Raw genomic sequence first — 25110 nt, 5'->3', positions numbered from 1 at the left:
TTTGGCAAGACCCATGACGTTCCTGTGCGCCTGAGGGGGCTGCGGCACAGGGCGTCATGGTGCATGCGCAGCCCCCGGGAAACCCTTCATGCAAGCCCTTCTCCTCTCCACGGGCATCGTTGCCCTCGCTGAAATCGGCGACAAGACCCAGCTGCTCGCCCTGCTGCTGGCTGCCCGCTACAAGAAACCTGTCCCGATCGTGCTCGGCATCCTGGTTGCCACCATCCTCAATCACTGGTTTGCCGCGGCCGTGGGTCAATGGCTGACCGGTCTGGTCAGCCCAGAGGTAATGCGCTGGATACTGGGGGCCTCCTTCCTGGCGATGGCAGCCTGGATGCTGGTTCCGGACAAGCTGGACGACGATACCCGACTGTTCGATCGGCTTGGCGTGTTCGGTGCCACTTTCCTCGCCTTCTTCTTGGCCGAGATGGGCGACAAGACTCAGATCGCCACTGTGGCCCTCTCAGCGCGCTTTGACTCCCTGCTGGCCGTGGTTACCGGCACCACCCTCGGCATGCTGTTGGCCAACATTCCAGCCGTACTCCTCGGTGAAGCAGCTGCCCGTGCCCTGCCCAAGCACATTGTGCACAGGATTGCGGCAGCAATTTTCGCCCTGGTAGGTGTGGCTACGCTGGTGGCTTTCTGAAACGCCGGGACATCCATTAAAAAACGCCAGCGATTGCTGGCGTTTTTCATGGGCCCGGCTGGTCTACTGACCGATCATGTAGCTGCTCGGATCGAAACCGAAGCGCAAGGCCCCCCAATGCCTCCCCTTCACATGAATCGGCAAGGCGATTTCGGAAAGCACCTCGCCGGTGTCCCGGGTATAGGTATGCAGGAGGAAGGGCTGAGTGTTGGTGGCCGACTTCATACCTGCCGGGTCGTTGAAAATGCGCTTGTCCCGGCTGTTCACGAGATCGGTTTCGGGATTGCCGGTAGGGGCCTGCGAATAAACGCTGTTGTGTGTGGGCGCATAGCCTCGGGTGTCCACCGCCAGGCAGAAGCGGCCGCCCTTGACGCTGGACACCGCTTGGTCATACACCGGCTGCAGCAGCTTTTCCACCTGTGAATCGTAGAGCGTGTGGTACTTGGCGGGATGGGTACCAGGGATGGCCTGGTAGTTCTGGTCGAACAGGTTCAGCCCGTCCTCCGCCAGCCGGTTGAGCCGCTGCTGCACCTCGTCGCGGGCCTGACGCGCCATGTTCACCGTACGGTCGAAGTCGCCCTCGCCGATGACGAAACGTGACACCAATTCCTGCACCTGCTCGGCGGCACGCGAAAGGGCGCCAGCCACCTGCTCGGTATGGTTGAGCCGGCTGGTCACTTCCTGGCTGAGCTGGTGGATTTCGGACACGTGCACGTTGACTTCACGGTTGGTCTGGGCAAAGCCCTCCATCGTCACCGCGATGTCGGACAGGCTGTCGGAGGTGGTTTCGAAATCCCCCACCATCTTGCCGAAGTGCTGCGAGGCACGGGATACCACCTCGCGAGCCTCGTCCGTGTCTTGCGTGATCTGTCCGGTTTCCACCTGGGTTTCGGACACCAGCGTCAGCATGCTGTCGATATTCTGCGAGATTTCGTCGGAGGCGTTCTTGGCCTTTTCGGCCAACTTGCGCACTTCGTCAGCCACTACGGCAAAGCCCCGCCCGCTTTCCCCTGCACGGGCCGCCTCAATGGCGGCATTCAGGGCCAGCAGGTTGGTCTGGTCAGAAATATCCTTGATCAGGTCGACGATGGTTTTGATGCTGGAAGAGCGCTGGTTGAGGTCATCCACCGTCTGGTTGAAGTGGCCAACCTTCTGACTGATGGTATAGATGCGGTCGGCCACGGCTTTTAGCTCGTCATACGAGTCGCGCGCCATGGAAAGGTTGGACACCGTAGTCTGCGAAATGCCCTGGGTCTGGTTGGTCACCTGATTGATGCCGTCCGTGGTGCGGTCGCTGGCCTCGCGCACCTGCGTCGCCACTTCATCCTGCTGGCGGGCACTGGAGAGCGATTCCGAGACATTCTTGCTGGTGCGCGCCGAGTCCATGGCAATGCGTACCGTCATCAGCCGCACATTGCTGATGATCTCACGCATCTTGGCCAGGAAGCGGTTGTAGGACAGCGAAAGGTCGCGGATCTCATCGAAGGTGATGGTGGGGATATCATGCGAGAGGTTGCCTTCGCCATCACCGATCTCATTGAAGATACCGATGATGCGCTTGAGCGGTCGCACGATCAGGTAGCGCAGGTACCAGACCATGAAGCCGATGAAGACCACACACACCAGCCACAACACGAATATCCACACGATGGCCTGGTCGATCCGTCCCTCCATAGACTGGAGCACTGCGGGCGCGAGGTTGCTGGCGTGCAAACCGGTACGGACATCCTCCAGCACCAGGTACACATATCCCACCATCGCCAGCTGGAACAGGCTGATGAAGAAAAAGCTGCACAGCTTTTTGGTCAGGCTGTTCCAGAACGTCTTCTCGATCAGCGTGTAGAGCCGCCAGAACCATTCCATGTCTGAATCCTTCTCCCCGGTCTGCCTTGTTATGGTTGCTTCAAGCCTCGTGGGCCATTTTTGCTTTTTTCTTAAGAAAAGGCCAGCCTTTCACCGGCCACCCTTGCGCAGGCTCAAACCTGCCGGCAAAGGCTTCAGATTCGCTGCCAATGCATCCACCTCTCATGGCCGGCAAACACCGGCAGGCTGTCCTCTACGGGCCACTGCTCCGCCAGACGGAAATGCGACGCCAGAAGATCGCACAAAGCAGGCTCGGTGGTACCAAACGGCGGCCCCTTCGCGGTGGATTTCAGGAAGAAGTACCCCACCAGTGCCCCGCCAGGACGGATGCACTCGGCCATCTTGGCCGCATAGGCCGCCCACACCCTGGGCGGCAAGGCACACAGGAAGGCGCGCTCGTACACGAAATCATAGGTGGAGGCACCCAAGGCGAAAAAATCTGCCTGACGCACCAGATCGGCCCTAGCCCCCAGCCAAGCCTGGGCCCGCCCCACTGCCTCGGGACTGAAATCGATCGCGTCCACCCGGGCACCGGCATTATCCAACACCGCCACTTCGTACCCTGTGCCACAGCCGGGCACCAGCACCCGCGCCCCCGGTGTCAGCCGGGCACACCAGTTTTTGAAATCCCGGGGCACCTCGCCCCCATCCCAAGGCATTACGCCCTGCTGATAGCGCTGATCCCAGAAATCGGGGCGGGAACTGTCCTGAGCCATGCTGCCTCCAGAGGGCATAACCGTTCAAGCCGCCATCATAACGTCTCGTTCAGGCATTTATAAGACGCATTCTCAAACATTTTCCCGATTCTAGCCGTGTCATGCCCGCTAACGCGCGACCTTCGCACCAGCCTCGACGCCACAGAGGCCGCCCAACAGCCGACACGGGAAAAAGTATTAAGTTTCTTTGCGAGCCCGGTTTCGGGCAGCGTACTTGCTCTGTTCAGCCCTTACGAGAGGGTTGGACAGTCTGGACTGTCCGTGCAGAAACGAGGGCCGCAAAGAGAGGCTCGAGAAAGTGAGGTGAACATGGAGATGCTTCCGAAAATACTGGCATTGTGCGGGCCGGCCAGCCCCGTCAAGACAGCCTTGGCCGAAAGTCTGGTCAATCGACAGGGGTTTGTGCGCTTGCCGTTCGACCGGATTCCCAAAGCGATGATGGAAGCGCTCGGCCTGACGGCTGACGAACTGAGTGGAGAAAAGGCCCAGCGCCCACACGGCATGCTCGGCGGGCTTTCCCCGGCACGGGTGCTCACGTTGCTCAAGAGCGGGTGGGGCGAGGAGATGGTTTCGGCCGACCTGTGGGTGCATGCCTGGGCGCGGGCAGCCCGCACGGCACTGGAAGCGGGACAACGAATTCTGGTGGATGATGCCGAAACCGCCGATCAGCTGATGATGGTGCGCGCGCTCGGAGGCAAGCTGGTGCATGTGGAACCGGCCCCAGAAGGGATGAGGGCCTCACCGCATGCCTTCGATGACGACAGTCAGGAGGCTTCGGCCAACCCTGAGCGCCCGCAGGTGGCCGCCGAGCTGGTTACCCTGTTTTCGCTGGAAGCGCAGAACCGGTCCATTCATTGAACGAGCAGCCAGGTGCGCAAGACAGGGTCCGCCGGTTTGCCGCGATGGGCTGGCTGCAGGCGCGCAGACCAGCCACCACGATAAGTTACACGCTTGGCGCGGCCGGAAAACGGCCCCTTACGCCTTCCAGCGCTTGGCACACCGGCCCTGCCTTATCCTCTTGACCGTATGCTTGGACCAGCCTCCTCCTGCATAGCCGCAGCGAGGCTAAGGCGCAAGACAGTTGGGTCATTCAAGGGTCGCCCTCACCGAGCAATACACCAGGGATCGCAAGAGAGGACAAAGTAGTGCTGACTTGCTGGCCCCTCTGATGCGGCATGTTTTGTGGACAAAAACCAGAATTAAAGGGCAAACAAAACGGGCCTTGCAGTGATGCAAGGCCCGCTGATACTGGTGCCGTTGATGTGAATCGAACACACGACCTACTGATTACGAATCAGTTGCTCTACCGACTGAGCTACAACGGCTCCAACCGTTAAAAGCCTTGATGTTATTGTTCAGATCAACGCTTTTGAAAATGGTCGGGGTGAGAGGATTCGAACCTCCGGCCTCTACGTCCCGAACGTAGCGCTCTACCAGGCTAAGCTACACCCCGAATCCTGAATCTTGCCAAAAAACCGTGGTCGGGGTGAGAGGATTCGAACCTCCGGCCTCTACGTCCCGAACGTAGCGCTCTACCAGGCTAAGCTACACCCCGATGTGTTTTTTGGTCCGGTGCTGCGCTCGCTAATGCGGTACAATCCCGGCTTCAGAGGACGCGAATTATGAAACAAATATGTGGTTTAGGCAACTCTCTTTTTATCGCTTGAGTGCGGAAAACCGCACCGATCCCGCTGATCTGGCCGATGCGCTGGAGAAGCGGCCGTTCCAGCCCTGCTCCGGTCTTGACTGGTTCAGCGAGGGCTGGGTCCCCCCCGCCGCCCATCTTCCCGTGCCGGCGCACAGCGTGCGCGGCAGCACCATGATCGCGCTGCGTCGCGAGGATAAAGTCTTGCCCGCCGCTGTGATCCGCGACTTCCTGGATGCCCGCATCGCAGAGATTGAGGACAAAGAAGCGCGCAAGGTAGGCCGCAAGGAAAAGCTGGCGCTCAAGGAACAGATCACCGACGACCTGCTGCCGCGTGCGTTCACACGCTCCAGCCGGCTGACCGCCTATCTGGACAACGAACGCGGCTGGCTGATGGTGGATACAGGCACAGCCAGCCGGGCCGAAGCACTGATCAGTGCGCTGCGCGAGGCCCTGCCGCCGTTCCCCGCCGCCCTGCCCCGCACTACTTTGGCCCCTCACACCGCCATGACCGACTGGGTGGCGGCCGGCGAGGCGCCACCCGGCTTCGAGCTGGATGCTGAGTGCGAACTGAAGGACCCGACCGAGAACGGGGCGGTGATCCGGGTCAGCCGCATGGATCTGACCAGCGACGAGATCCGCCAGCATCTGGCTTCGGGCAAGCAGGTGACCCGGGTCGGGCTCATCTGGCAGGAGCGCATCCGCTTCGTGTTGACCGATACTTTGCAGCTCAAGCGCCTGCAGTTCCTGGACGTACTGCAAGAGGAGGCGAGCCAGGCGGGAGACGATCGTGAAACCCTGTTCGAGGCCACCTTGCTGCTGATGAGCGAGGCACTTGGTGAACTGGTGGAACACCTGGTGGAAGCCTTGGGCGGTCTGTCGGGCGAGCAGGCTGCGGCAGAGCCTGCGCCTGTGCCGAAGTCAGCAGAACCCGCCGGCAAGCCGGCAATTGCTGGCGATGACACGGTGCCTTGGGACTGAGCCTTATTCGCTCACCCTCCCGCTGAAAAGGAGCCACGGCTCCTTTTTTTATTCTCCACAAACGCACATTCGCTCCATAAGCAGGACAAAGTGTCGGGGAAAAGGGGATTTATCCGTTTTCGCCCGAACGGTAACCTGCAATCAATCATTAATGGAGAACCCGCATGTCTGTCCTGCCCGTCCTGTTCATCTCGCATGGCGCCCCTACGCTTGCCTTGGAAGACAGTCCGACCGGGCGTTTTCTGGACACACTGGCCAGCCGCTGGGCGCGTCCAAGCGCGATCATCGTGGTGTCTGCCCACTGGGAAGCCCCGTCCGTTACGGTGAACTTCACGCCACAGCCGAGCACTGTGCATGACTTCGGAGGCTTTCCGCGCGCGCTTTACCAGCTGCGCTATCCCGTCCGAAGCGACCTTGGGCTGGCAGAAGCCGTATTCGAGCGGCTGGAGGCAGCCGGACTTTCTCCAAAGCGAACAACGGATCGTGGCCTGGATCATGGTGCGTGGGTGCCGCTGTTGCGCATGTATCCCGGGGCGGATGTGCCGGTGGTGGCTGTCTCACTGCCGTGGCAGGCAAGCCCTGACACGCTCATGACACTGGGCGAAGCGCTGGCTCCGCTACGCGAAGACGGGCGGGTACTTGTATTGGCCTCTGGCAGCCTCACCCACAACCTCTACGCCCTGACGGCCGACGGCAGCCCCACCGCAGCTTGGGCCCATGACTTTTCTTCCTGGGTGGCAGCCCGCCTGGAAGCGGGCGACCGCGAGGCCCTGCGCGCTTGGCAGGATCAAGCCCCGTTTGCCAGGCAGAACCACCCCAGTGCCGAGCACTTCAATCCGCTACTGGTGGCCTGCGGTGCAGCCCGAAAGCCGCTGAAGGCCCACCGCCTGCATGAAGACTGGCGTTTCGGCGTGCTGTCGATGGCAGCTTGGCAGCTGGACTGAGCCACCCTCCTTATAGTGTGCGCAAGCGGCCCCGGAAATCGGTCAGCGTCCGGTAGCCCTTGTCCTGCATCAGATAGACGAGTTCATCCCGGATGCGTGCCAGGCAGGCAGGGCCTTCCTCGTACAGACAGGTCCCCACCTGCACCACGGTGGCGCCTGCCAGAATGTGCATGAAGGCCTCGCGCCCGCTACGGATACCGCCGCAACCGATCACATGCCGGCCGGGCAGGCGGCGGGCGAACTCCCGCACGTTGGCCAGCGCAGTGGGCAATACATAGTCACCACCAATCCCCCCAAGCCCGTCCTTGGGACGGATGACGACGGACTCGCGTTCGAGGTCGATCACCAGCCCGTTACCAATCGAATTGATGCAGGTGACAAAACCGATGGAAGGACAGCCATCCAGTACGTCCGCCATCTCGCCGAAGTGGACCGGGTCGAAGTACGGCGGCAGCTTCACGCCGAAGGGACGCCGGTACACCTTGGAGACTTCGGCCAGCAGGCGGGCGCTGGCTTCGAAGTCGTAGCCGATCTGGGGTTTGCCCGGAAGGTTGGGGCACGACAGGTTCAACTCCACCAGCACCGGTAGCGCCGCTTCGTCGAAGGCCGCCATCATCTCCAGATTGTCTTCCAGGCTCATGCCGGACACCGACATCAGGAGCGGCTTGCCGTGTTCATGGTCGTAGCGACGGGCATAATCGAGATAATAGCGGTAGCCGGCGTTGGGCAGGCCCATCGAGTTGATGCTGCCGAGCGCGGTCGAGGCATACCGTGGCTCGGGGTTACCCTTGCGCGGCTCCAGGGTGCAGCTTTTGGTAATGAGTGCACCCGCTGCAGAGTGTCGCAACGCCTCCAGCTCTTCTACGGTGCGGCACATCACACCCGATGCGTTGATGAGCGGGTTATCCATTTGGATACCCAGCCAGGCCACGGCAAGATCCACGGTCACGTCCATTCCTCCGGTAAAGGGTTCGGGGCGAGCCTACCGTCTGCCGGGTGCCCGGCCTCTGCGGCATGTCAAGGCGGCCGCAAAAAGCGAAAGCCGGCGCAAGCGCCGGCTTTCGGATGAAGACGGAAACTCACATCCGCGACTGGATGTAGTTTTCCAGGCCCGTCATCCGGATCAGCTTGAGCTGCTGTTCCAGCCAGTGGGCGTGGTCGTTCTCGGTCTCTTCCAGCAGCACCATCAGCGCATCGCGCGTCACGTAGTCGTGCACGCCCTCGCAGAAGGCGATCACTTCCTTGAGCAGCGCACCTACGCGGTATTCCACCTGCAGGTCGCTCTCCAGCATGGCGGGCACGTCAGCTCCCACCATGATCGGAACACGAGCGGCCACATCCGGGCGGCCGCCCAGGAACAGGATGCGGGCCACAAGCACCCGCGCGTGCTCCAGCTCGTCCATCCGCTCGTGGCTGATACGCTCGTGGAGCTTGTCCAGGCCCCAGTCCTTGTACATCTCGGCATGGATGAAATACTGATCGGCGGCGGAGAGTTCCTCTGCCAGCAGCCGGTTCAGGTATGCGATGACCTGCGGATCGCCTTGCATGCTCGTTCCTTTGCGTACGGTAGCGGCCCTTGCGGACCAAAATGTCATTTTAGGCGCTGGCGCCGTTTCGGCCAACCTAGAACCAGTACCGCGCCCCCTGATAAAAGGCAAAGCTGAGCAGCCAGGCCAGCGAGATCGACCAAGCCACGGACAGGGCGGCGAAAGCACGGGAACCGGATTCGCGCCGGATGGCGGCCACCGTGGACAGGCAGGGCACATACACCAGCGCGAAAATCAGGAAGCTGATACCGGAAATCGGATCGACCTGATGCAGGATGGCAGAGGCCAGACCCGCATCGCTCACGCCGTAGACCACAGCCAGCGCACCCAGCAGGATTTCCTTGGCGACGAAGCCCAAAATAAGCGCCACGGCCATCTCGTGCCGGATACCGATCGGGTCGAGCAGTGGCGCAAACAGGGTACCCAGCGCATCGGCCAGCGTGCCCTGCGCGCCAGCGGGCACATGCGTGAGCAGCCACACAAGCAAAACACCACCCAGGATGAAGGACGACGCCAGCTGGAGGAAAGCCCGCACCTCGCCGTAGGCACGGGTGAGCACATGCCCGATGCCCGGGAGGCGGTAAGGCGGCACCTCCAGAAGGTAGGCCTCGCACGCAGGATAGCGATGCTTGAACAGCCAGGCTGTCCCGGCGGCCACCGCAAGGCTCAGCAGATAAAAGCCCGTCAGGACCCAGGGGGCCCAGCCGGGCGCGAACAGCACGCTGACGAAAAACATCACCACTTGCAGGCGCGCCGAACACAGCGAGAAGGGGATCACCAGCATCGACAGCAGGCGCTGGTTGCGTTCGCGCATGACCCGGGTGCCCAGAATGGCCGGGACATTGCAGCCAAAGCCCATTAGCTGCATCACGAACCCCCGCCCATCGAGCCCCAGACGCACCATCAGCGCATCGGTGAGATAGGCAGCGCGCGCAAGGTAGCCGCTGTCTTCCACCAGCGCCATGAGGATGAAAAACACGAACAGGATGGGGACGAAGGTCAGCACGGTGCTCACCCCTTCCCAGAGGCCGTCCAGCAGCAGGCTCTGCACGATGACCGGTAGCGACGAGAGCGCCGGCGCCAGGAGACTATCCTTCACCGTGCCGAGCAGGTCCCCGGCCAGTGTCTGCAGCGGCGTGCCGACCAGATAGGTCAGGTTGAACACCAAGGCCATGATCAACGCAAACAGCCCCAGCCCGGCCCACGGGTGCATCAGCCAAGCATCGAAACGGTCGGTGAGCCGGGCCGGCAGCTGGACAGGGGCCTGCCAGAGACCGCTGCCGAGCACCGACCGTGTCCGCGCTACGGCTTCGAGATGCTCGGGCAGGGCATCAAGCCGGGCAAAGCCTGCCGGCCTGTCCCCCGCGGCCAGACGGTTGAGGGCATCGGTAAGGGCCGGCCAGCCCTGCATACGCCGGGCCGACACCAGCACCGTGGCGCAGCCGAGGGCTTCGGCCAACCCTGCCGCATCCACGCGGATCCCCAGCAGCTCGGCCTCGTCGGCCATGTTGAGCACCAGCAGACAAGGCAGTCCGGTAGCCTGTACCTGCAGGGCCAGCGGCAACTGACGGTCCAGCTGCGCCGCGTTGACCACCAGCACCACCGCGTCAAAGGCCGTGCCGGCCAGTACCTCGCGCACTACAGCCTCGTCGTCGGTGTAGCCGGTCAGGTCGTTGGCGCCAGGCAGGTCCACCAGCTCCACCATCTGTCCGCCCAAGAGCAGGCGTGCCCGGGCGAGCTCCACCGTCAGCCCGGGCCAGTTGCCCACACGCTGGGACAGCCCGGTCAGCCGGTTGAACAACGTGGACTTGCCCGTATTCGGCAGGCCGATCAGGGCAAAACGCTTCATGACCGTACCTCCACCTCGATCTGCCTGGCCAGGCTCTGGCGCAGCAAAAACTGGGTGGTACCGATGGCCAGCACCAGCGGACCGCCAAAAGCGGCACGGCGCATCAGCCGCAGGTCGGCGTTTTCCAGCAGGCCAAAGGCGGCCACCCGCCGGCGAGTGGTGTCATCCAGATGCAGGCACACCACCCGCGCCATGGCCCCGGGGCCGAGAAGATCGAGCGTCATGAGAGAGGCTTTTCGCGAATACGGATAATTCGCAATTCTAGAATGAGCAAAACTGTCACTTCATGACCTGTCTCAAGTGGGCCTCGGGCCGGATGACGCTTCAGGGTGCGCACGGTAGAATCCCGGGCAACTACCGATACGGAAAAGAAACGATGAGCATCAAGTCCGACAAGTGGATCCGGCGCATGGCCGAAGCGCACGGCATGATCGAACCCTTCGAACCCAACCAGGTCAAGCAGGGCCCGCAAGGCAAGGTGATCTCCTACGGCACCTCCAGTTATGGCTACGACATCCGCTGCGCGGACGAATTCAAGGTCTTTACCAACATCAACAGCACCATCGTCGACCCCAAGAACTTCGATCCGCAATCGTTCGTGGAAGTCTCGGGCAAAGGCTACTGCCTGATCCCCCCAAACTCCTTCGCGCTGGCACGCACGGTGGAATACTTCCGGATTCCGCGCAACGTGCTGACCGTGTGCCTCGGAAAGTCCACCTATGCCCGCTGCGGCATCATCGTCAACGTGACCCCCTTCGAACCGGAGTGGGAAGGCTATGTGACGTTGGAGTTCTCCAACACCACGCCGCTGCCGGCAAAGATCTACGCCAACGAGGGCGTGGCCCAGGTCCTGTTCTTTGAGTCCGACGAGGAGTGCGACGTCTCTTATCGCGACCGGGCCGGCAAGTATATGGGTCAGCACGGCGTTACCCTGCCCCGCCCCTGAGGCCGTCAGCCTTCAGCATCATTTGCAACGCTTTTAACGGGTTTGCCTCGCTTTTTGACAACGGTGTCCTACGATGAAACAGGATTGGCCTGCAGACCTCCCGGTGGCAGCCATCCAGGCACAGCAAGCCGTTTCTTCGAGGGACGTCGCGGTTCCCCCTTGCCGCTTCGTCCCTTTTTTTGTCCGTTGTACACCGGGAGGAGGCCGCCCCGCACATGGAGAAACCGCCGCATATGAGCACGCCCTACGATTTCCCCGTGCAAGGTCTGGACGGCACGCCGCTGGATACCGGGGCGTGGCGTGGCAAGGTGCTGCTACTGGTGAACACGGCCAGCGCTTGCGGCTTCACAGGCCAGCTGGGTGGGCTGGAACGACTGCACCAGCGCTTTCACCCGCAAGGGCTGGAGGTGGTCGGTTTTCCCTGCAACCAGTTTCGTGCGCAGGAACCGCTGACGGACGCACAGATCGGGGCCTTCTGCCAGAAGAACTACGGAGTCAGCTTTGTCTTGGCCGCCAAGTGCGAGGTCAACGGGCCGGGCGCCCATCCCCTGTGGGTCTACCTCAAGCAGCATAAACCGGGCGTGCTGGGTACCCGCGCGATCAAGTGGAATTTCACCAAGTTTCTGGTAAACCGTCGCGGCGAGGTGGTGGCACGCTTTGCGCCAATCACGCCCCCCGAGAGGTTGGCCGAAGCCATCACCCGCTGCTTGGCGGAGACGCCCTGAAGCCGGAAAAGAAAAGGAAAAGGGCGCCTGCGGGCGCCCTTCTTCTAATGCCGGAGGGGTGAGGATCATATGGCTTCGGAGGCAATGCGCGCCGGGTCGAGCAGGCTCTCGCAGGCACAGTCGGCCCAGGCATCCATATCGTGCTCGAGCCCGCCGACCAGATCGGCCAGCGCGGCCTTGAGCACGGCGGTGGCCAGCACCGCAGGCTCGCAGCCGAACACGCTGGCCAGCCCAGTCAACCGGGCACAAGTTTCGTGATCGAGCGGTGTGTGCAGCCAGTGGCAATCGGACAGATCGCCGGGCAGGGCCAAGGCGCTGTCCTGCGCTTCATGCAGGCTCTCCAGCCGCAGGAGCAATACGTTCAGGGCGGCGGGGTTCATGGTGGTCTCCTTGCACGGGTTCCACTCTGCAGCCTAGCCGCCAGGTGCGTTAAGACAAGCCTCCGGCTGGGCGCAATTGACCCAACACAAGCCCTTTAGGCAAAAAACAGACTTTTTTACGAGTCCTGCAGATCTCCATCCACATACCACCAGCGACCATCCTCCTTAAGGAAGCGACTGGTTTCATGCAGGCGAAAGGCACGGCCCTGGATCTTGTACCGTGCCACGAACTCGACCAGACCGTGCGTATCCGTGTTCTGTCCGCCCTCGCTCCGCACGATGCTCAGTCCCAGCCAGCGCGGCCGGGGCTGCTCGTCGGCCAAGCCGAGTCTTTCTGGCCGCGTCGTGGCATGCCAAGTGGCCATAAGATAAGGCTCGTTGCCCATCACGTAGGCACTGTAGCGCGAGCGCATCAGGGCCTCGGCCGTGGGAGCGGGCGCAGCCTCCGGGGGCAGGTAGCGCCCGCAGCAGGCGTCAAAGGGCACGGGCCGCCCGCAGGGGCAGCCCGTACCGGATGAGGCATTCGGTTTCATTGAAGAGAGTGGCGTCAGTAACCCAGAGGCGGTAGACGATACAGCTTCAGAAGGAACTGCGTAAAGGCCGGGTCCGCAGGCTTGGGGGTATATTTCGGCCAACGGCGCAGCCAGTCGCGCAAGCGTGCTTCCATGCGGCTTTGAGCCTCGTCGGCACCGATCACCCCACGGTCGCGCTGGACGGCAATCTGGCGATAGAGCGCGAAGGTGTTGTCATCCACCGCATTGGCGCCCACCAGTCGCAGGCGCAGACGGTTCAGTTCGTCTGCAGCGCCGGCACGGCTGATCTGGCCGGACTTGATGCGGTCGGCCAGACGCCCGGCTTCCTGCAGCAGTCGGTCGGCATTGCTCTGCTTGGGCACCGAGGGGGTTACGGGGACCGGGCGCTGCGGCCGAGCGGGCGCAGGCGGGGCGGTGTCGAGGGCGGCACAACCGGACAGGAACAGGGCGGCCGCAGCAATCGGTATGAGCGCTTTCATGCTACCGATTGTAAGAGGCCGCCCCGGGCATGGGAACGGAGCGCGGCAAGCACGCCCAGCTCCCTTCAGGCGAGGTGTTCGAACAGCGGGGTGGAGAGGTAGCGCTCGCCGTAGGATGGCACAACCACCACGATCAGTTTGCCAGCGTTTTCCGGGCGTTTGGCCAGTTCGAGCGCCGCCCACACGGCCGCGCCCGAGGAAATGCCCACCAGCAGCCCCTCCCGCGACGCCAGCGCACGGGCCGTGGCGAAGGCATCATCGTTCTTCACACGCACGACCTCGTCGTAGACCGCAGTGTTCAGGATGGGGGGCACGAAACCGGCACCGATCCCCTGTATCGGGTGCGGACCCTTGGCACCGCCGGACAGCACCGGAGAGGCATCGGGCTCCACGGCCACCACCTGCACGCCCGGCTTCCGCGCCTTGAGCACTTCGCCCACGCCGGTGACCGTCCCCCCCGTGCCCACCCCAGCAACGAAGATATCCACTTGGCCGTCGGTGTCGCGCCACACTTCCTCGGCGGTGGTATTGCGATGGGTTTCGGGGTTGGCCGGGTTTTCGAACTGCTGCGGCATGAAATGCGTGTCAGGATTCTGCTCTACCAGCTCGCGCGCCTTGGCGATCGCGCCCCCCATCCCTTCTGGGCCGGGCGTCAGTACCAACTCAGCCCCATAGGCCTTAAGCAACATCCGGCGCTCGCGGCTCATGGTCTCGGGCATGGTGATCACCAGCTTGTAGCCGCGGGCGGCACACACCATGGCCAAGCCGATGCCAGTATTCCCCGAGGTGGGCTCCACGATGACCGTGTCCGGGCCGATCTTGCCGGCCTTCTCGGCGGCCTCGATCATGGCCAGCGCAATCCGGTCCTTGACGCTGTGGCCGGGGTTGAAGTACTCGAGCTTGGCAACCACGGTGGCCCCTGCTCCCTCGGTGACACGGTTGAGCCGTACCAACGGGGTGTTACCGATGAGTTCGTTGACCGACTGGGCAATACGCATGCGAATTCTCCTGAAGGGTGCGGGCAGAACGCCCCGCCAAGTTTCAATCTTATACGGCATAAGGCATAACCGGCCAAGAATGACTGGTTATAAGATAAAAACAGGCGGTCACAGCCGTTGCGGAGGCTAAGGCTTGCGCAGGGGCCGATTGGCCAGTATCACCTGCGCCAAGGCGGCAGCGGTCTGGGACAGGTTGTCTTCGGTATGCGCCAAGGCCTCCTCCAGCGTGGCCGGACCAGGCTGGATCGAAAAGCAGCCGTCGAACTGATCCAGCAAAGCGGACAGCGCCTGACGGTCCAGGCCACCGGACAAAAGGGATACGGGTACGCCCGCCTCCCGCGCCAGGGTGGCCACCCGGGCGGGGGCCTTGCCGTGAAGAGTCTGCCCATCGCTGCGTCCTTCGCCAGTGAGCACCCAGTCGGCCCCGGCAATGGCCGCTTCCACCCCTGTAAGGCGTGCCACGACCGCGGCTCCACTCTCCACCTGCCCACCCAGCAGTCGCAGCGCAAAGCCCAGGCCGCCTGCGGCACCACTGCCGGGCAAGTGGGCACAACGTTGGCCGAAGGCCTGCTCGGCTTGACGTGCCCAGTGCGCGAGCGCTGCATCGAAGGCCTCCAGCTCATGGGAAGCCACACCCTTCTGCGGTCCAAACACCCGGGCCGCGCCCTCAGGGCCGGTCAGCGGGTTCCCCACGTCGGACAGGACCGTCCATTGCACCCTGGCCAGCCGCGCATCCAGGCCGGAAAGCTCCACCCGGTGCAGGTGGACAAGCGCCTCCGGAACCGGAGCCACCTCCTGGCCCAGCGAATCCAGAAGCCGTGCCCCCAGTGCGACCAGGCAGCCCGCGCCCCCATCAGTGGTACTCGAACCACCCAGACCAATCAGGATCCTGCGGCAGCCTGTGTCCAGTACAGCCCGAATCAGCGCACCCACGCCCACCGTCGACCGTTGCCCCGGCCGGGTACCACCCGCATCGGGTAGCCCCACCACTTCCGCCACCTCGACCACTGCTGCGCCATCCTCAAGACCTAGCCACCGCACGGGACGGACTGTACCGTCCACCCCGGCCACCCGCGCGTGCCGCCACTGGCCCAGTCCGGCCGCGCACAGCGCTTCGAGCGTGCCTTCCCCGCCATCAGCCATGGGCCGCAGCAGCAGCTCGGCACTCGGGTCCACCCGTGCAATGCCGCGAGCCAACGCTGCTGCCACCTTGGCAGCAGACAGCGACCCCTTGAAAGAATCGGGAGCGATCACCCAGCGCATGAAACCTTTTCCTTACAACGTGCTTCGGCCAACCTTGCCATGGAACGGCATCACGCGAAAGTCGGGCCCACTCCAGGGTGGCTGTTAGTCCTTCTCGCGCGCTTCCTTGCGCCCAGCCTGCTTGGCCGCGCTGTGTGCCACCGCGTAGGCCTTGCCTTCATCGCCCTCATACTCGTCAAAGGCATGGTTGAGCGCTTCGATGAAGGCATGCTTCTGGTGGGTGTCGTACTGGTCGATCTGGGCCGCAGGAATATCGGCCAGTGTCTTGTGCAGCATGGAAGTCTCCTTGAGGTACCGGCACCTGCCGGTACCTTGCTGTCATCAAGGGACGTGCCCGACAGACAAAACAAAACCCCCGCCAGGTGGCGGGGGGGGGAGACGCGGGGTCCGACGGCTTACTCGGCCGCACTGCCCTCGGCAGCCGGAGCCGGAGTTTCCGCTGCGGCAGGCACCGCCTCGGCCTTGGGCGTCACCATTTTCTCGGCGGCGGCCTTCTCCTCGGCAGTAACCTGCCCCGTGGGCTTGCCGGCCAGATCGAAGCGCTTGCCGCCCCGGGCCAGGGCCTTGAGGTAACGCGGCTTGCGGCAGTGATTGGCAACCACGCGCGAGATCAGGGCAGCATCGAACTGCGGCAGAGCCGCGATCAGGCTTTCATGAATGCCCAGCGCCAGCGGACGGAACTGCTTGAAGACGTCAAACTTGCCGTAGATGTGGTCGGCAATCATCTCCGTCTGTTTTTTCTTGCTCAGGCTCTGTACGGCGGACTTGAGGGCCGCGCCCAGTGCCGTTTCATTCGGGGTCTTCATCAATCGAAACAATCCGTAAAAGCGGTCAGACAAGCAGTCCGGGGCTCAGCAACGCCATGCGAAGCCTTGACGGCGAAAGGGTCATGATAAACCACGGCGCGGGGTGTTGCCACCTGCAAGAGCAGCCGCCACGCCGTAAAAGAGGAGACTCCGGCCCTCTGGGCCGGGTAAAAAACGAAACCCGCAGCCAGAGGCATGCGGGTTGTCTGCTTGTGTGCTTGGTGCCCGGAGCCGGACTCGAACCGGCACGACGCTTTCGCGTCGGCGGATTTTAAGTCCGCTGTGTCTACCATTTCACCACCCGGGCGCAAGGTAACAACAAGGGTCGTACTGACTAACTGGAGGCGGGGGTCGGAATCGAACCGGCGTCCACGGCTTTGCAGGCCGCTGCATAACCACTCTGCCACCCCGCCATGATCTGGCGCACCGGCGATGCCGGCAACGTGCGTATTCTGGAGCGGGAAACGAGGCTCGAACTCGCGACCTCAACCTTGGCAAGGTTGCGCTCTACCAACTGAGCTATTCCCGCATTGTAAACTGCTGCGGCAGGGACTTGGAGCGGGAAACGAGGCTCGAACTCGCGACCTCAACCTTGGCAAGGTTGCGCTCTACCAACTGAGCTATTCCCGCATCGCAAAATACTGCTGCAAGAGTTTTTGGAGCGGGAAACGAGGCTCGAACTCGCGACCTCAACCTTGGCAAGGTTGCGCTCTACCAACTGAGCTATTCCCGCATGTCTCTGCAGCGTCGCTGCGGCTTATCGGCTGCAGCGAGAGTGCGAATTATAAGGCTTCGGGCTCTGCTGTCAACTGGTCAGAGATCGATTTTTTTGCCGGCCAGCTCGTGGCTGGCCATGCGCAGGTAATAAATCATTGACCACAAAGTCAAAATCACCGCCAGCATCATGAAGGTATTGCCGATCATCAGCGTGCCCACGCCGGGCACTACGGGCTCGGCAAAGAGCAGCAGCAGGATGGCGATCATCTGCGCCGCCGTCTTGAGCTTGCCGATGTAGGCCACCGCCACGCTGCGCCGCGAACCCAGCCCGGCCATCCACTCCCGCAGGGCCGAGATGGCGATTTCGCGACCGATGATGATCATGGCCATCCAGCCCGGGGTGCGTTCAAGCTGCACCAGCAGGATCAGTGCGGCGGCAACGATCAGCTTGTCGGCCACCGGGTCCAGGAAGGCACCGAAGGCAGAAGTCTGGCGCCAGCGACGCGCCAAGTAGCCGTCCAGCCAGTCGGTGAATCCCGCCAAGCCGAAGATGGCGGCCGCAGTGAAGTTCTGCATCCGCGGCGAGAGCGCGGTATCGGGCAAGAAGAAAACGGCCACGAAGATCGGGATCAGCGCAACGCGCAGCCAGGTCAGGAAGATGGGCAGGTTCAACGGCATCGGGTCTGGAACGCTTCAGTGCAGTGCATTGTAAATAGCTTCGGCCAAGGTATGGCTGATCCCCTCCACCCGGGCAAGGTCTTCGATGCTGGCGGCCTTCACGCCCCGCAGCCCGCCAAAACGGGTGAGCAGCAGTTGCCGTCTGCGCGGGCCGATGCCCGGGATGTCTTCCAGAGTCGACAGCGTGCGGGCCTTGGCGCGTCGTGCGCGGTGACCGGTGATGGCAAAGCGGTGTGCTTCATCGCGGATGGTCTGGATGAGGTGCAGCCCCGGGTGGTCGCGCGGCAATTGTATCGTCTTTTGCAGGTAGGGGAGGATCAGGGTTTCCAGTCCCGGCTTGCGCTCCTCCCCCTTGGCGATGCCCACGATGGGCAACTGCAGCCCCAGTTCGGAGAGGACCTCGCAGGCGATCCCCACCTGACCCTTGCCACCATCGATCAGCACTACGTCCGGGAGCACTCCTTCGCCTTCCGCCAAGCGGCTGTAGCGCCGGGTCAGCACTTCGCGCATCGCGGCGTAGTCGTCACCTGGCTTGGCGGTCTCGATGTTGAAGCGTCGGTATTCGGAGGATTGCATCGCCCCTTTGTCGTATACCACACAGGAAGCCACGGTGGCCTCCCCCATGGTGTGGCTGATGTCGAAGCATTCGAAGCGCTGGGCCTGCTCCAGCTCCAGCGCCTCGACCAGCGCGGAGAGCCGGGCGTTCTGAGTGGCACGGGTAGCCGCTCGCTGCGAAAGCGCGAGGCTGGCGTTCTTCTCAGCCATCTCCAGCCACACCCGCCGTTCACCGATGGGGTTGCTGACGATGGCCAAACGCCGCTCGGCCTGCTCGACAAGATAGTCGCGCAGAGTGTCGCCAATCTGTGCATTGACAATGATGACCGGTGGTAACGGTGCACCTAGGTAGTGCTGCGCGAGAAAGGCCTCCAGGTTGGCCGAAGCGTCGGTGTCATCCGGGTTGTTGGGAAAGAAGCTCTTGTCTCCGAGATGGCGGCCACCACGGATCATGACCAGGTTCACGCACACCATGCCCTCCTCCAGCACCACCGCTACGACGTCACAGTCGAGCTGGCTATGGTTGCTGGAGACGAACTGCTTCTCCTGCACGCGCGCCAGCGCCTGAACTTGGTCGCGCAGTTCGGCAGCTTTTTCGAACTCCAGGGCCTCAGAAGCGGCCATCATGCGCCGCGTCAGCCCGTCGATCAGCTCGCTTTGCTTGCCTTGCAGGAAGGCGGCGGCATTGCGCACGTCCTCGCGATAGGCTTCCTCACCGATCTCCCCGGTGCACGGCCCCGAGCAGCGCTTGATCTGGAAGAGCAGACAGGGGCGCGAGCGGTTGGCAAAGACGCTGTCCTCGCAGGTGCGCAGCCGGAAAACCTTCTGCAGGATCTGGATGCTCTCGCGTACTGCGTAACTGTTGGGGAACGGACCGAAATACTGGTGGGAGCGCTTCAGCTCGCCCCGGTAGTAGGCCATCTGCGGATAAGCATGCGCAGAGAGCATGAGGTAGGGGTAGGACTTGTCATCGCGGAACAGGATGTTGTACCGCGGAGCCAGGGCCTTGATCAGATTGTTCTCGAGGATCAAGGCCTCGGCTTCCGAACGCGTCACCGTGGTTTCGATCGCGGCGATCTGGCGCACCATCAGTTGAATGCGCGGCGACAGATCGCTTTTCTGGAAGTACGAGCTGACGCGTTTCTTCAGATCGATCGCCTTGCCCACATAGAGCACGCTGCCCTCCGCATCGAGCATGCGATACACGCCGGGCAGATTGGGCAGCGTGGCCAGCACCGGTCTGGCATCGAACGGGACCGGCTGCGTCACGGATTGCCGCACCAGCTCTGTACGGCCTGCTGCGCCTGACGAAGCATGCTGTTGCGCTCGGCGTCGGACGCCAAGGCGTTGGTGGTACCCGGTTTCACGATACGTCCGGTCTGCTGCAGCGTCTGCAAGTTGGCCCGGGCACGGCGGCAGTTATCCTTGCGGACCTCGGCATTGTGGGCCTCCACCTTAGCGTTGAGCGCATTGACCTCCTCGGCAAGGGGATCACTGGCATTCTTGCGGCGCGCGGGGGCGGGTGCGGAGGTCGCGGACGGTGCACTGGCGGCGGGGATCACCCGCACGCTCAGGGGCTGGGCGCGCACGCCAGGCGGCGGCACGTCCGAGAACACGGTGCGACCGGACGGGTCGGTCCACTTGTACACATCGGAAAAGGCCGGAACGGAAGCCAGGCCCAGCATCAGGAGCATCAGGCCGGTACGGGTCGCGCTTTTCATGGGAAACCACCTGGGACGAATCGTGAAGGCTAAAGCAGCATTGTAAGGCGCGCGCGACACGGCAGGAAGCCGCACCCGTTGACAGGCAGGGATTTTGCAGGCTGCCGGGCTTGCCGGTATAATGTTTCTTTGCCGCCTAAGGAAACGCCAGATGCGTATCATCGAGAAAGCCTATACTTTCGACGACGTTCTCCTCGTCCCTGCCCACTCGGCCGTGCTGCCGCGCGACGTAGTCCTCTCCACCCAGCTCACCCGCAACATCAGCCTCAAGCTGCCGCTCGTGTCCGCCGCCATGGATACCGTGACCGAGGCCCGCCTGGCCATCGCCATGGCACAAGAGGGCGGGATCGGGATCGTGCACAAGAACCTGTCGGTGGAACAGCAGGCGCAGGAAGTCTCCAAGGTCAAGCGTCACGAAAGCGGCGTGGTGAAGGATCCGATCACCATCGCTCCGGACATGCTGGTACGCGACCTGGTATTGCTGACCCGCCAGCACCGCATCTCGGGCCTGCCGGTCATCGAGGACGGTAAGGTAGTGGGCATCGTCACCAACCGCGACCTGCGCTTCGAGACGCGTCTGGACCAACCAGTGCGCAGCATCATGACGCCGCGCGACCGCCTGGTGACCGTGAAGGAAGGCGCCAGTATTGACGAGGCGCGCGAGCTGATGCACGCCCACCGCCTGGAGCGCGTGCTGGTCATCAATGACGCATGGGAACTCAAGGGCCTGATCACGGTGAAGGACATCGTGAAGACCAGTGAGCACCCCAACGCCAACAAGGATACCCAAGGCCGCCTGCGCGTGGGCGCGGCCGTCGGGACCGGTGGCGATACCGAGGCGCGCGTGGCAGCCTTGGTAGCTGCCGGAGTGGACGTGATTGTCGTGGATACCGCGCACGGCCACAGCCAGGGCGTGCTCGACCGGGTGCGCTGGGTCAAGCAGACCTACCCGCAGGTGGACGTGATCGGCGGCAACATTGCCACGGCCGAAGCCGCCATGGCCCTGGTGGACGCGGGCGCCGACGGTGTGAAGGTGGGGATCGGCCCAGGCTCGATCTGCACCACCCGCATCGTGGCAGGCGTGGGCGTTCCTCAACTGACGGCCATCCACAACGTGTCCGAAGCACTGAAAGGCACCGGCGTGCCGATGATTGCCGACGGTGGCATCCGCTTCTCCGGCGACATCTCCAAGGCGCTGGCGGCCGGTGCGAATGCAGTGATGCTGGGCGGGATGTTCGCGGGCACCGAAGAGGCGCCGGGCGAGGTGGAGCTCTATCAGGGCCGCTCGTACAAGTCCTACCGTGGCATGGGCTCGCTGGGCGCGATGAGCCAAGGTTCCAGCGACCGCTACTTCCAGGACGGCAACAATGCCGACAAGTTCGTACCGGAAGGGATCGAGGGCCGGGTGCCCTTCAAGGGCCCGATCGGTCAGGTCATCCACCAGCTGGTCGGTGGGCTGCGCTCGTCGATGGGCTATCTGGGCTGCCAAGACATCGCCCAGATGCACCAAAAGGCCAGCTTCGTGGAGATCACCAGCGCCGGCATGCGCGAATCGCACGTGCACGACGTGCAGATCACCAAGGAAGCGCCGAACTACCACGCCGACCGCTGAGCCTGACAGGCACAGGCAAGGTTGGCCGAAACCCCGCCGCATGTACGGTGGGGTTTTTGTTTGCGGGCGGTCCAGTTGCTGTTTTGCCCGCTGGCGGCGGGCATTAGGCCAGCGGCGCCCAGATTTCGGTCAGCAGATCTTTCGGGGCGGTGTTGTGAGGCAGGTTCAGGTAGGCTTCCACGCATGGGCGATCGGCCAGCGCCTCGCCGCTGGCCGGCAGCCACACCCCGTACAGCCAGCCATAGGCTTGCTCCAGCTCGCTATAGGGGCCTCGATGGACGATGACCACATAACGCCCGGCATCGATTTCGCGGGCCTCCAGCCCCTCGGGCAGCGCCCTGTCTGGGGGGCGGCTCACGCACGCGGCGGCACGCAGGTCGGTCGGTGCCACGACGCGCGGGTCGTCCAGATAGATGCCGTACCAGCGGCTGTCCGCGGTGAGCCAGGCATTTGCTCGAAGAGCCAGTTCATCGAAGGCCTGGCCGATTTGCATGTAATCGCCGCGATGGGGCCGGGCGGCCAGCGGCAGGGGCTGAGACACAGTGCGGAACTCGGGGACATACATGGCGTTCTCCATACGGGTGAGCGAGAGACTGCGCGACAGGCAGGCCTGACGGTAGCGCCCCGGAGGCAGTCCGTAGGCGCGGCTGAAAGCGCGGCAGAAGGCGGCCGCGCTGCGGTAGCCAGAACGGCGTGCCAACTGCGCCATGTCCGCTTGGACCTGACGGGTCAGGCTCACGGCCGCCTGCTGAAGCCGCATGCGCTGGCGGGTGGCATTAACGCTCTCCTTCATTATCCCGACATAAATGCGGTGAAAGTGGTAAGGAGAAAAATGCGCCATGTCCGCCAGTACGGCCAGCGGTGTGTCTTCCCGCGGGTGCTGCCACAGATGACGGATGATGCGCAGCACCCCGTCCACATGGCGCCGCGTGATGCGCTGACTCGTCATGCCAGACCTCCTGTGCATACACTACGGTTTCCCGATTGATTCAGGTTGCGATTCTGCATGAGCCCTGCCCTGCCCTACCAGCCACACCAGCTTCCCCGACAGGAACGCCTCGACATCGCCGGCCGCCAGCGGCACCTGCTTCGCTGGGGGCCGAACGATGCCCCGCTGCTGCTGATGCTGCACGGCTGGATGGATTGCGCCGCTACATTCCAGTTCGTGGTGGATGCGATGAAGGAAGGCTGGCAGGTGGTGGCACCCGATCTGCGCGGTTTCGGGCACAGCGAGTGGGACAGCGAAAGCTACTATTTCCCAGACTATCTGGCGGATCTGGACGCACTGCTGGATAAGATTGCGCCCGAAGGGCCGGTGAAGCTGCTGGGGCACAGCCTGGGGGCGATGGTGGCTGGACTTTACGCCGGCGTACGCCCAGACCGGGTGAAGCGGCTGATGCTGGTGGAAGGGTTCGGCCTGCCGGACACCCGACCCGAGGACGCCCCGGCCCGATACACCCGGTGGTTGCGCGAGCGTCGCAACCCTCCCAGCTTCGACGTGCTACCCGGCTTCGACACAGTGGCCCGACGCCTGATGCAGCGCAACCCCCACCTGCGCGCGGACCGCGCGGCCTGGCTTGCGCGGCAGCTGGCCGAGCCGGTCGAAGGCGGGGTGCGCTACTTGGCCGACCCCAAGCACAAGATGGTCAACCCCATCCTGTACCGGCTGGAAGAAGCAAAAGCGGTATGGCGCCGCATTCACTGTCCGGTACTGTGGGTGCGAGCCGGCGACGTGGATGAGCACCCGATGGCGCAGGGCGTGGCCGCCACCCTGGACGAGCGCCGGGCCTGCTTTGCCAACCTGAGCGAAGTAGTGATCCCGCAGTGCGGCCACATGGTGCAGTGGGACCAGCCCGAAAGGTTGGCCGAAACGTTGCAGCACTGGCTGGCTCAACACGGTTGAGTCCGGGTTTTCGTGGCGGCGGGCGCACGCTTGGACGTACAATCTGGGTGTTTCTCTTCCTGCCCGAAAGCCCGGCATGAGCCCCCTGATCGACGACGCTACCACCGACCATCTGCTGCGCAACCTGGTCATTCCTCCACGCCCCGGCGTCCTCGACAAGATCGCCGCACTGCGTCGCCAGCCCGACCTGGAGCTGGGTGAGATTGCCGAGGTACTGACGGAAGACCTTGCCCTGACGGCCGCCATGCTCAAGGCAGCCAACAGCCCGCTGATCGGCCAGGGGCGCAAGATCGCCTCGGTGCCGCAGGCGCTGAGCCTCCTGGGAGTGAACAACACGCTCAACCTGCTCAACGGCCTGGCGGTGCGCGCCGCCCTGACGGCGCAGATGCCGCCCACGCTTGAGGTCTTCTGGGAACGGGCGATGACGATCGCCAGTGTGGCAGGCGCCCTGTGCGAGCAGCTCGAAGGCGTACCCGATGAGGCGCAAAGCTTTGCGCTGTTCCATGGCTGTGGCGCGGCCATCATGCTGATGCAGATGCCAGACTACGTGCGTACGCAGCGGCTGATTGCCCTGGCGCGTGACGGGCAGATTCCAAAGATCGAGGTCCAGCTGCACAACACAAGCAACAACGTGGTGGGCTACCTGGTGGCCCGAACTTGGCTGATGCCGGAAGCGTTCGCACAGGCCATCCTGCAGCAGTACAACCTGGGGCTGTTCCGGGGAGAGGAAGGGCTGGATGCCTCTGGCAAGCTGATGATTGCCATCACGCGGGCAGCGCGTAACGTCTGGCGTACGCTCACCGACAGCAAAGGGGACCCGGGCTGGGAAGAGGCCGGCCCGTTGGTGCTGGGCTATCTGGGACTGAACGACTGCGAATTCGAGGACTGGCGCGACGAGATGCACCAGCGGATTCACGAAGGCGGCTGACCCAAGGACGTGACACCGACGTCTGCGGTCTAGGCGGCCGAGGAGCCCCGTCGGTCCTGGGCCGACGGAAAAGCCAGCCACGAGGGATAAAAAGCGCGCGCCAGCTCGACGAAACGGTGCCGCTCCCCCTGGTCCGGCAGATGCAGCAGCAGGGCATCTACAGCCGCACGGTAGCTGTCCGGGCGGTGTGGCTGCCCATCCAGCAGGTAGAGCAGCGCCTTGAGCCAGCGCTCGTAGCCGGCCAGGACCATGGTATCGGTGCCGCTTTCAAACAGCTGCCCCAGGTACAAATCCAAGGCTGGTGGAAACCGCCCGAAGCCCTCCTGCCCCATCCGTTCCAGCAAGCCATCCAGGCTCTGCGCCATGCGCAGGTCCACCTGACGCAGAGAGAAGCTGCCGCTGGAGGCCATGGCGGCCAGCCGCTGCACGTCCCCGAGCCAGAAATAGTAGAACTCGCGCGCGCAGGTAAGCGCGGCGGCCCGGTCGGCAAGCGGGATACGTTCGAGGAAGGCATCCACTGCCTGTCGGTAGGCGCCCCCCTCCTTCGGCAGCTGCGTCAGCAGCGGGGTTAACCGCCGCAGCCATTGGCGCCGCACCAGGACGACGGCAGGCTCCGCACCCTGCCGTTCGATCAATCGCAGATAAGCCGCAGCCGCCGTTCCCGCATCGTTCATA

Annotated in this window: 27 protein-coding genes and 8 tRNA genes; 9 read left to right on the top strand and 26 right to left on the bottom strand. The window is 63.3% G+C overall.

Annotated elements, in window-relative coordinates; genetic code table 11:
• Positions 1–88: 88 nt before the first annotated feature.
• Positions 89–646 (top strand): TMEM165/GDT1 family protein, encoded by a 558-nt coding sequence (locus EV669_RS01665; protein WP_055433513.1) that lies wholly within the window; start codon positions 89–91, stop codon positions 644–646.
• 63 nt (positions 647–709) lie between these two features.
• Here the strand turns inward: EV669_RS01665 and EV669_RS01660 are convergent, their stop codons facing one another.
• Both EV669_RS01660 and EV669_RS01655 read right to left on the bottom strand, forming a co-directional pair.
• Complete coding sequence (locus EV669_RS01660; protein ID WP_132097716.1) at positions 710–2509, bottom strand: methyl-accepting chemotaxis protein; 1800 nt, start codon at positions 2507–2509, stop codon at positions 710–712.
• A 134-nt stretch (positions 2510–2643) separates the two neighbouring features.
• On the bottom strand, positions 2644–3225 hold the full coding sequence (locus EV669_RS01655; protein ID WP_132097715.1) for a methyltransferase domain-containing protein: 582 nt from the start codon (positions 3223–3225) through the stop codon (positions 2644–2646).
• Between the two features lie 309 nt (positions 3226–3534).
• Here EV669_RS01655 and EV669_RS01650 point away from each other — a divergent pair, with 309 nt between their 5' ends.
• Entirely contained in the window at positions 3535–4083 is a 549-nt protein-coding gene (locus EV669_RS01650) for a hypothetical protein (RefSeq protein WP_152966468.1), read from the top strand.
• A gap of 391 nt (positions 4084–4474) precedes the next feature.
• On the opposite strand, the gene EV669_RS01645 is transcribed toward EV669_RS01650, so the two are convergent.
• The 3 genes from EV669_RS01645 to EV669_RS01635 all read right to left on the bottom strand — a co-directional run bounded on the left by EV669_RS01645 (position 4475) and on the right by EV669_RS01635 (position 4780).
• Positions 4475–4550, bottom strand: a tRNA-Thr gene (locus tag EV669_RS01645).
• A gap of 51 nt (positions 4551–4601) precedes the next feature.
• Positions 4602–4678: transfer RNA gene (locus EV669_RS01640), tRNA-Pro, on the bottom strand.
• A 25-nt stretch (positions 4679–4703) separates the two neighbouring features.
• Positions 4704–4780, bottom strand: a tRNA-Pro gene (locus EV669_RS01635).
• 78 nt (positions 4781–4858) lie between these two features.
• Here EV669_RS01635 and EV669_RS01630 point away from each other — a divergent pair.
• Entirely contained in the window at positions 4859–5851 is a 993-nt protein-coding gene (locus tag EV669_RS01630) for a recombination-associated protein RdgC (protein WP_132097713.1), read from the top strand.
• A gap of 164 nt (positions 5852–6015) precedes the next feature.
• Positions 6016–6795, top strand: a complete 780-nt coding sequence (locus EV669_RS01625) for a DODA-type extradiol aromatic ring-opening family dioxygenase (RefSeq protein ID WP_132097712.1) — start codon at positions 6016–6018, stop codon at positions 6793–6795.
• 10 nt (positions 6796–6805) lie between these two features.
• On the opposite strand, the gene EV669_RS01620 is transcribed toward EV669_RS01625, so the two are convergent.
• From EV669_RS01620 to EV669_RS01605, 4 genes are all read right to left on the bottom strand, one after another.
• A complete protein-coding gene (locus tag EV669_RS01620) occupies positions 6806–7750 on the bottom strand; it encodes a dihydroorotate oxidase (RefSeq protein ID WP_132097711.1) in 945 nt (314 codons plus the stop codon).
• Between the two features lie 124 nt (positions 7751–7874).
• The gene (gene bfr / locus EV669_RS01615) at positions 7875–8342 is read right to left on the bottom strand and encodes a bacterioferritin (RefSeq protein WP_132097710.1); all 468 of its coding nucleotides are present in this window, start codon (positions 8340–8342) and stop codon (positions 7875–7877) included.
• Between the two features lie 76 nt (positions 8343–8418).
• On the bottom strand, positions 8419–10191 hold the full coding sequence (gene feoB, locus EV669_RS01610; RefSeq protein WP_132097709.1) for a ferrous iron transporter B: 1773 nt from the start codon (positions 10189–10191) through the stop codon (positions 8419–8421).
• Positions 10188–10415, bottom strand: a complete 228-nt coding sequence (locus EV669_RS01605) for a FeoA family protein (protein WP_054285712.1) — start codon at positions 10413–10415, stop codon at positions 10188–10190. Before EV669_RS01605 ends, feoB begins: the two co-directional genes overlap by 4 nt.
• Before the next feature lie 152 nt (positions 10416–10567).
• Here EV669_RS01605 and dcd point away from each other — a divergent pair, with 152 nt between their 5' ends.
• Positions 10568–11137, top strand: coding sequence for a dCTP deaminase (gene dcd, locus EV669_RS01600; RefSeq protein ID WP_054285711.1), 570 nt, complete (start codon positions 10568–10570; stop codon positions 11135–11137).
• Between the two features lie 215 nt (positions 11138–11352).
• Complete coding sequence (locus EV669_RS01595; RefSeq protein WP_318271264.1) at positions 11353–11862, top strand: glutathione peroxidase; 510 nt, start codon at positions 11353–11355, stop codon at positions 11860–11862.
• Positions 11863–11927: 65 nt separating this feature from the next.
• On the opposite strand, the gene EV669_RS01590 is transcribed toward EV669_RS01595, so the two are convergent.
• The 15 genes from EV669_RS01590 to EV669_RS01520 all read right to left on the bottom strand — a co-directional run bounded on the left by EV669_RS01590 (position 11928) and on the right by EV669_RS01520 (position 19992).
• On the bottom strand, positions 11928–12242 hold the full coding sequence (locus EV669_RS01590) for a hypothetical protein (RefSeq protein WP_132097708.1): 315 nt from the start codon (positions 12240–12242) through the stop codon (positions 11928–11930).
• Positions 12243–12358: 116 nt separating this feature from the next.
• Positions 12359–12727 (bottom strand): YchJ family protein, encoded by a 369-nt coding sequence (locus EV669_RS01585; protein ID WP_318271263.1) that lies wholly within the window; start codon positions 12725–12727, stop codon positions 12359–12361.
• Positions 12728–12789: 62 nt separating this feature from the next.
• Positions 12790–13254, bottom strand: a complete 465-nt coding sequence (locus tag EV669_RS01580) for a hypothetical protein (RefSeq protein WP_054285708.1) — start codon at positions 13252–13254, stop codon at positions 12790–12792.
• Between the two features lie 65 nt (positions 13255–13319).
• Positions 13320–14252 carry a cysteine synthase A gene (gene cysK, locus EV669_RS01575; RefSeq protein ID WP_132097706.1) on the bottom strand — a complete coding sequence of 311 codons (933 nt, stop codon included), beginning with the start codon at positions 14250–14252 and terminating at the stop codon, positions 13320–13322.
• A gap of 126 nt (positions 14253–14378) precedes the next feature.
• The gene (locus tag EV669_RS01570; protein ID WP_132097705.1) at positions 14379–15515 is read right to left on the bottom strand and encodes a glycerate kinase; all 1137 of its coding nucleotides are present in this window, start codon (positions 15513–15515) and stop codon (positions 14379–14381) included.
• An 84-nt stretch (positions 15516–15599) separates the two neighbouring features.
• On the bottom strand, positions 15600–15791 hold the full coding sequence (locus EV669_RS01565) for a hypothetical protein (RefSeq protein WP_054285705.1): 192 nt from the start codon (positions 15789–15791) through the stop codon (positions 15600–15602).
• A 119-nt stretch (positions 15792–15910) separates the two neighbouring features.
• Positions 15911–16321, bottom strand: coding sequence for a ProQ/FINO family protein (locus EV669_RS01560; protein WP_054285704.1), 411 nt, complete (start codon positions 16319–16321; stop codon positions 15911–15913).
• Positions 16322–16540: 219 nt separating this feature from the next.
• Positions 16541–16628: transfer RNA gene (locus tag EV669_RS01555), tRNA-Leu, on the bottom strand.
• A 32-nt stretch (positions 16629–16660) separates the two neighbouring features.
• Positions 16661–16734, bottom strand: a tRNA-Cys gene (locus EV669_RS01550).
• A gap of 40 nt (positions 16735–16774) precedes the next feature.
• A tRNA-Gly gene (locus tag EV669_RS01545) sits at positions 16775–16850 on the bottom strand.
• Between the two features lie 25 nt (positions 16851–16875).
• A tRNA-Gly gene (locus EV669_RS01540) sits at positions 16876–16951 on the bottom strand.
• Positions 16952–16978: 27 nt separating this feature from the next.
• Positions 16979–17054, bottom strand: a tRNA-Gly gene (locus EV669_RS01535).
• An 80-nt stretch (positions 17055–17134) separates the two neighbouring features.
• Positions 17135–17716 (bottom strand): CDP-diacylglycerol--glycerol-3-phosphate 3-phosphatidyltransferase, encoded by a 582-nt coding sequence (pgsA, locus tag EV669_RS01530; RefSeq protein WP_054285703.1) that lies wholly within the window; start codon positions 17714–17716, stop codon positions 17135–17137.
• Positions 17717–17731: 15 nt separating this feature from the next.
• Positions 17732–19540 (bottom strand): excinuclease ABC subunit UvrC, encoded by a 1809-nt coding sequence (gene uvrC, locus EV669_RS01525; protein WP_132097704.1) that lies wholly within the window; start codon positions 19538–19540, stop codon positions 17732–17734.
• Positions 19537–19992 (bottom strand): DUF4124 domain-containing protein, encoded by a 456-nt coding sequence (locus EV669_RS01520; RefSeq protein WP_165922677.1) that lies wholly within the window; start codon positions 19990–19992, stop codon positions 19537–19539. Before EV669_RS01520 ends, uvrC begins: the two co-directional genes overlap by 4 nt.
• 151 nt (positions 19993–20143) lie before the next feature.
• Here EV669_RS01520 and guaB point away from each other — a divergent pair, with 151 nt between their 5' ends.
• Complete coding sequence (guaB, locus tag EV669_RS01515) at positions 20144–21604, top strand: IMP dehydrogenase (protein ID WP_054285701.1); 1461 nt, start codon at positions 20144–20146, stop codon at positions 21602–21604.
• Between the two features lie 103 nt (positions 21605–21707).
• On the opposite strand, the gene EV669_RS01510 is transcribed toward guaB, so the two are convergent.
• The gene (locus tag EV669_RS01510; protein ID WP_165922676.1) at positions 21708–22553 is read right to left on the bottom strand and encodes an AraC family transcriptional regulator; all 846 of its coding nucleotides are present in this window, start codon (positions 22551–22553) and stop codon (positions 21708–21710) included.
• Positions 22554–22610: 57 nt separating this feature from the next.
• Between EV669_RS01510 and EV669_RS01505 the strand changes: the two genes are divergently transcribed.
• Positions 22611–23507: an alpha/beta fold hydrolase gene (locus EV669_RS01505; RefSeq protein WP_132097701.1), complete on the top strand. Its 897-nt coding sequence runs from the start codon at positions 22611–22613 to the stop codon at positions 23505–23507.
• Between the two features lie 76 nt (positions 23508–23583).
• Positions 23584–24435, top strand: a complete 852-nt coding sequence (locus tag EV669_RS01500; RefSeq protein WP_132097700.1) for an HDOD domain-containing protein — start codon at positions 23584–23586, stop codon at positions 24433–24435.
• A gap of 29 nt (positions 24436–24464) precedes the next feature.
• Here EV669_RS01500 and EV669_RS01495 read toward each other — a convergent pair whose 3' ends face one another.
• Positions 24465–25109 (bottom strand): hypothetical protein, encoded by a 645-nt coding sequence (locus EV669_RS01495; RefSeq protein WP_132097699.1) that lies wholly within the window; start codon positions 25107–25109, stop codon positions 24465–24467.
• Position 25110: the final 1 nt, after the last annotated feature.

The organism is Gulbenkiania mobilis (genome assembly GCA_004346645.1).
Classification (GTDB): domain Bacteria; phylum Pseudomonadota; class Gammaproteobacteria; order Burkholderiales; family Chromobacteriaceae; genus Gulbenkiania; species Gulbenkiania mobilis.
Note: the sequence above shows the minus strand (reverse complement) of the source record. Positions and strands in the feature narration are given on the sequence as shown.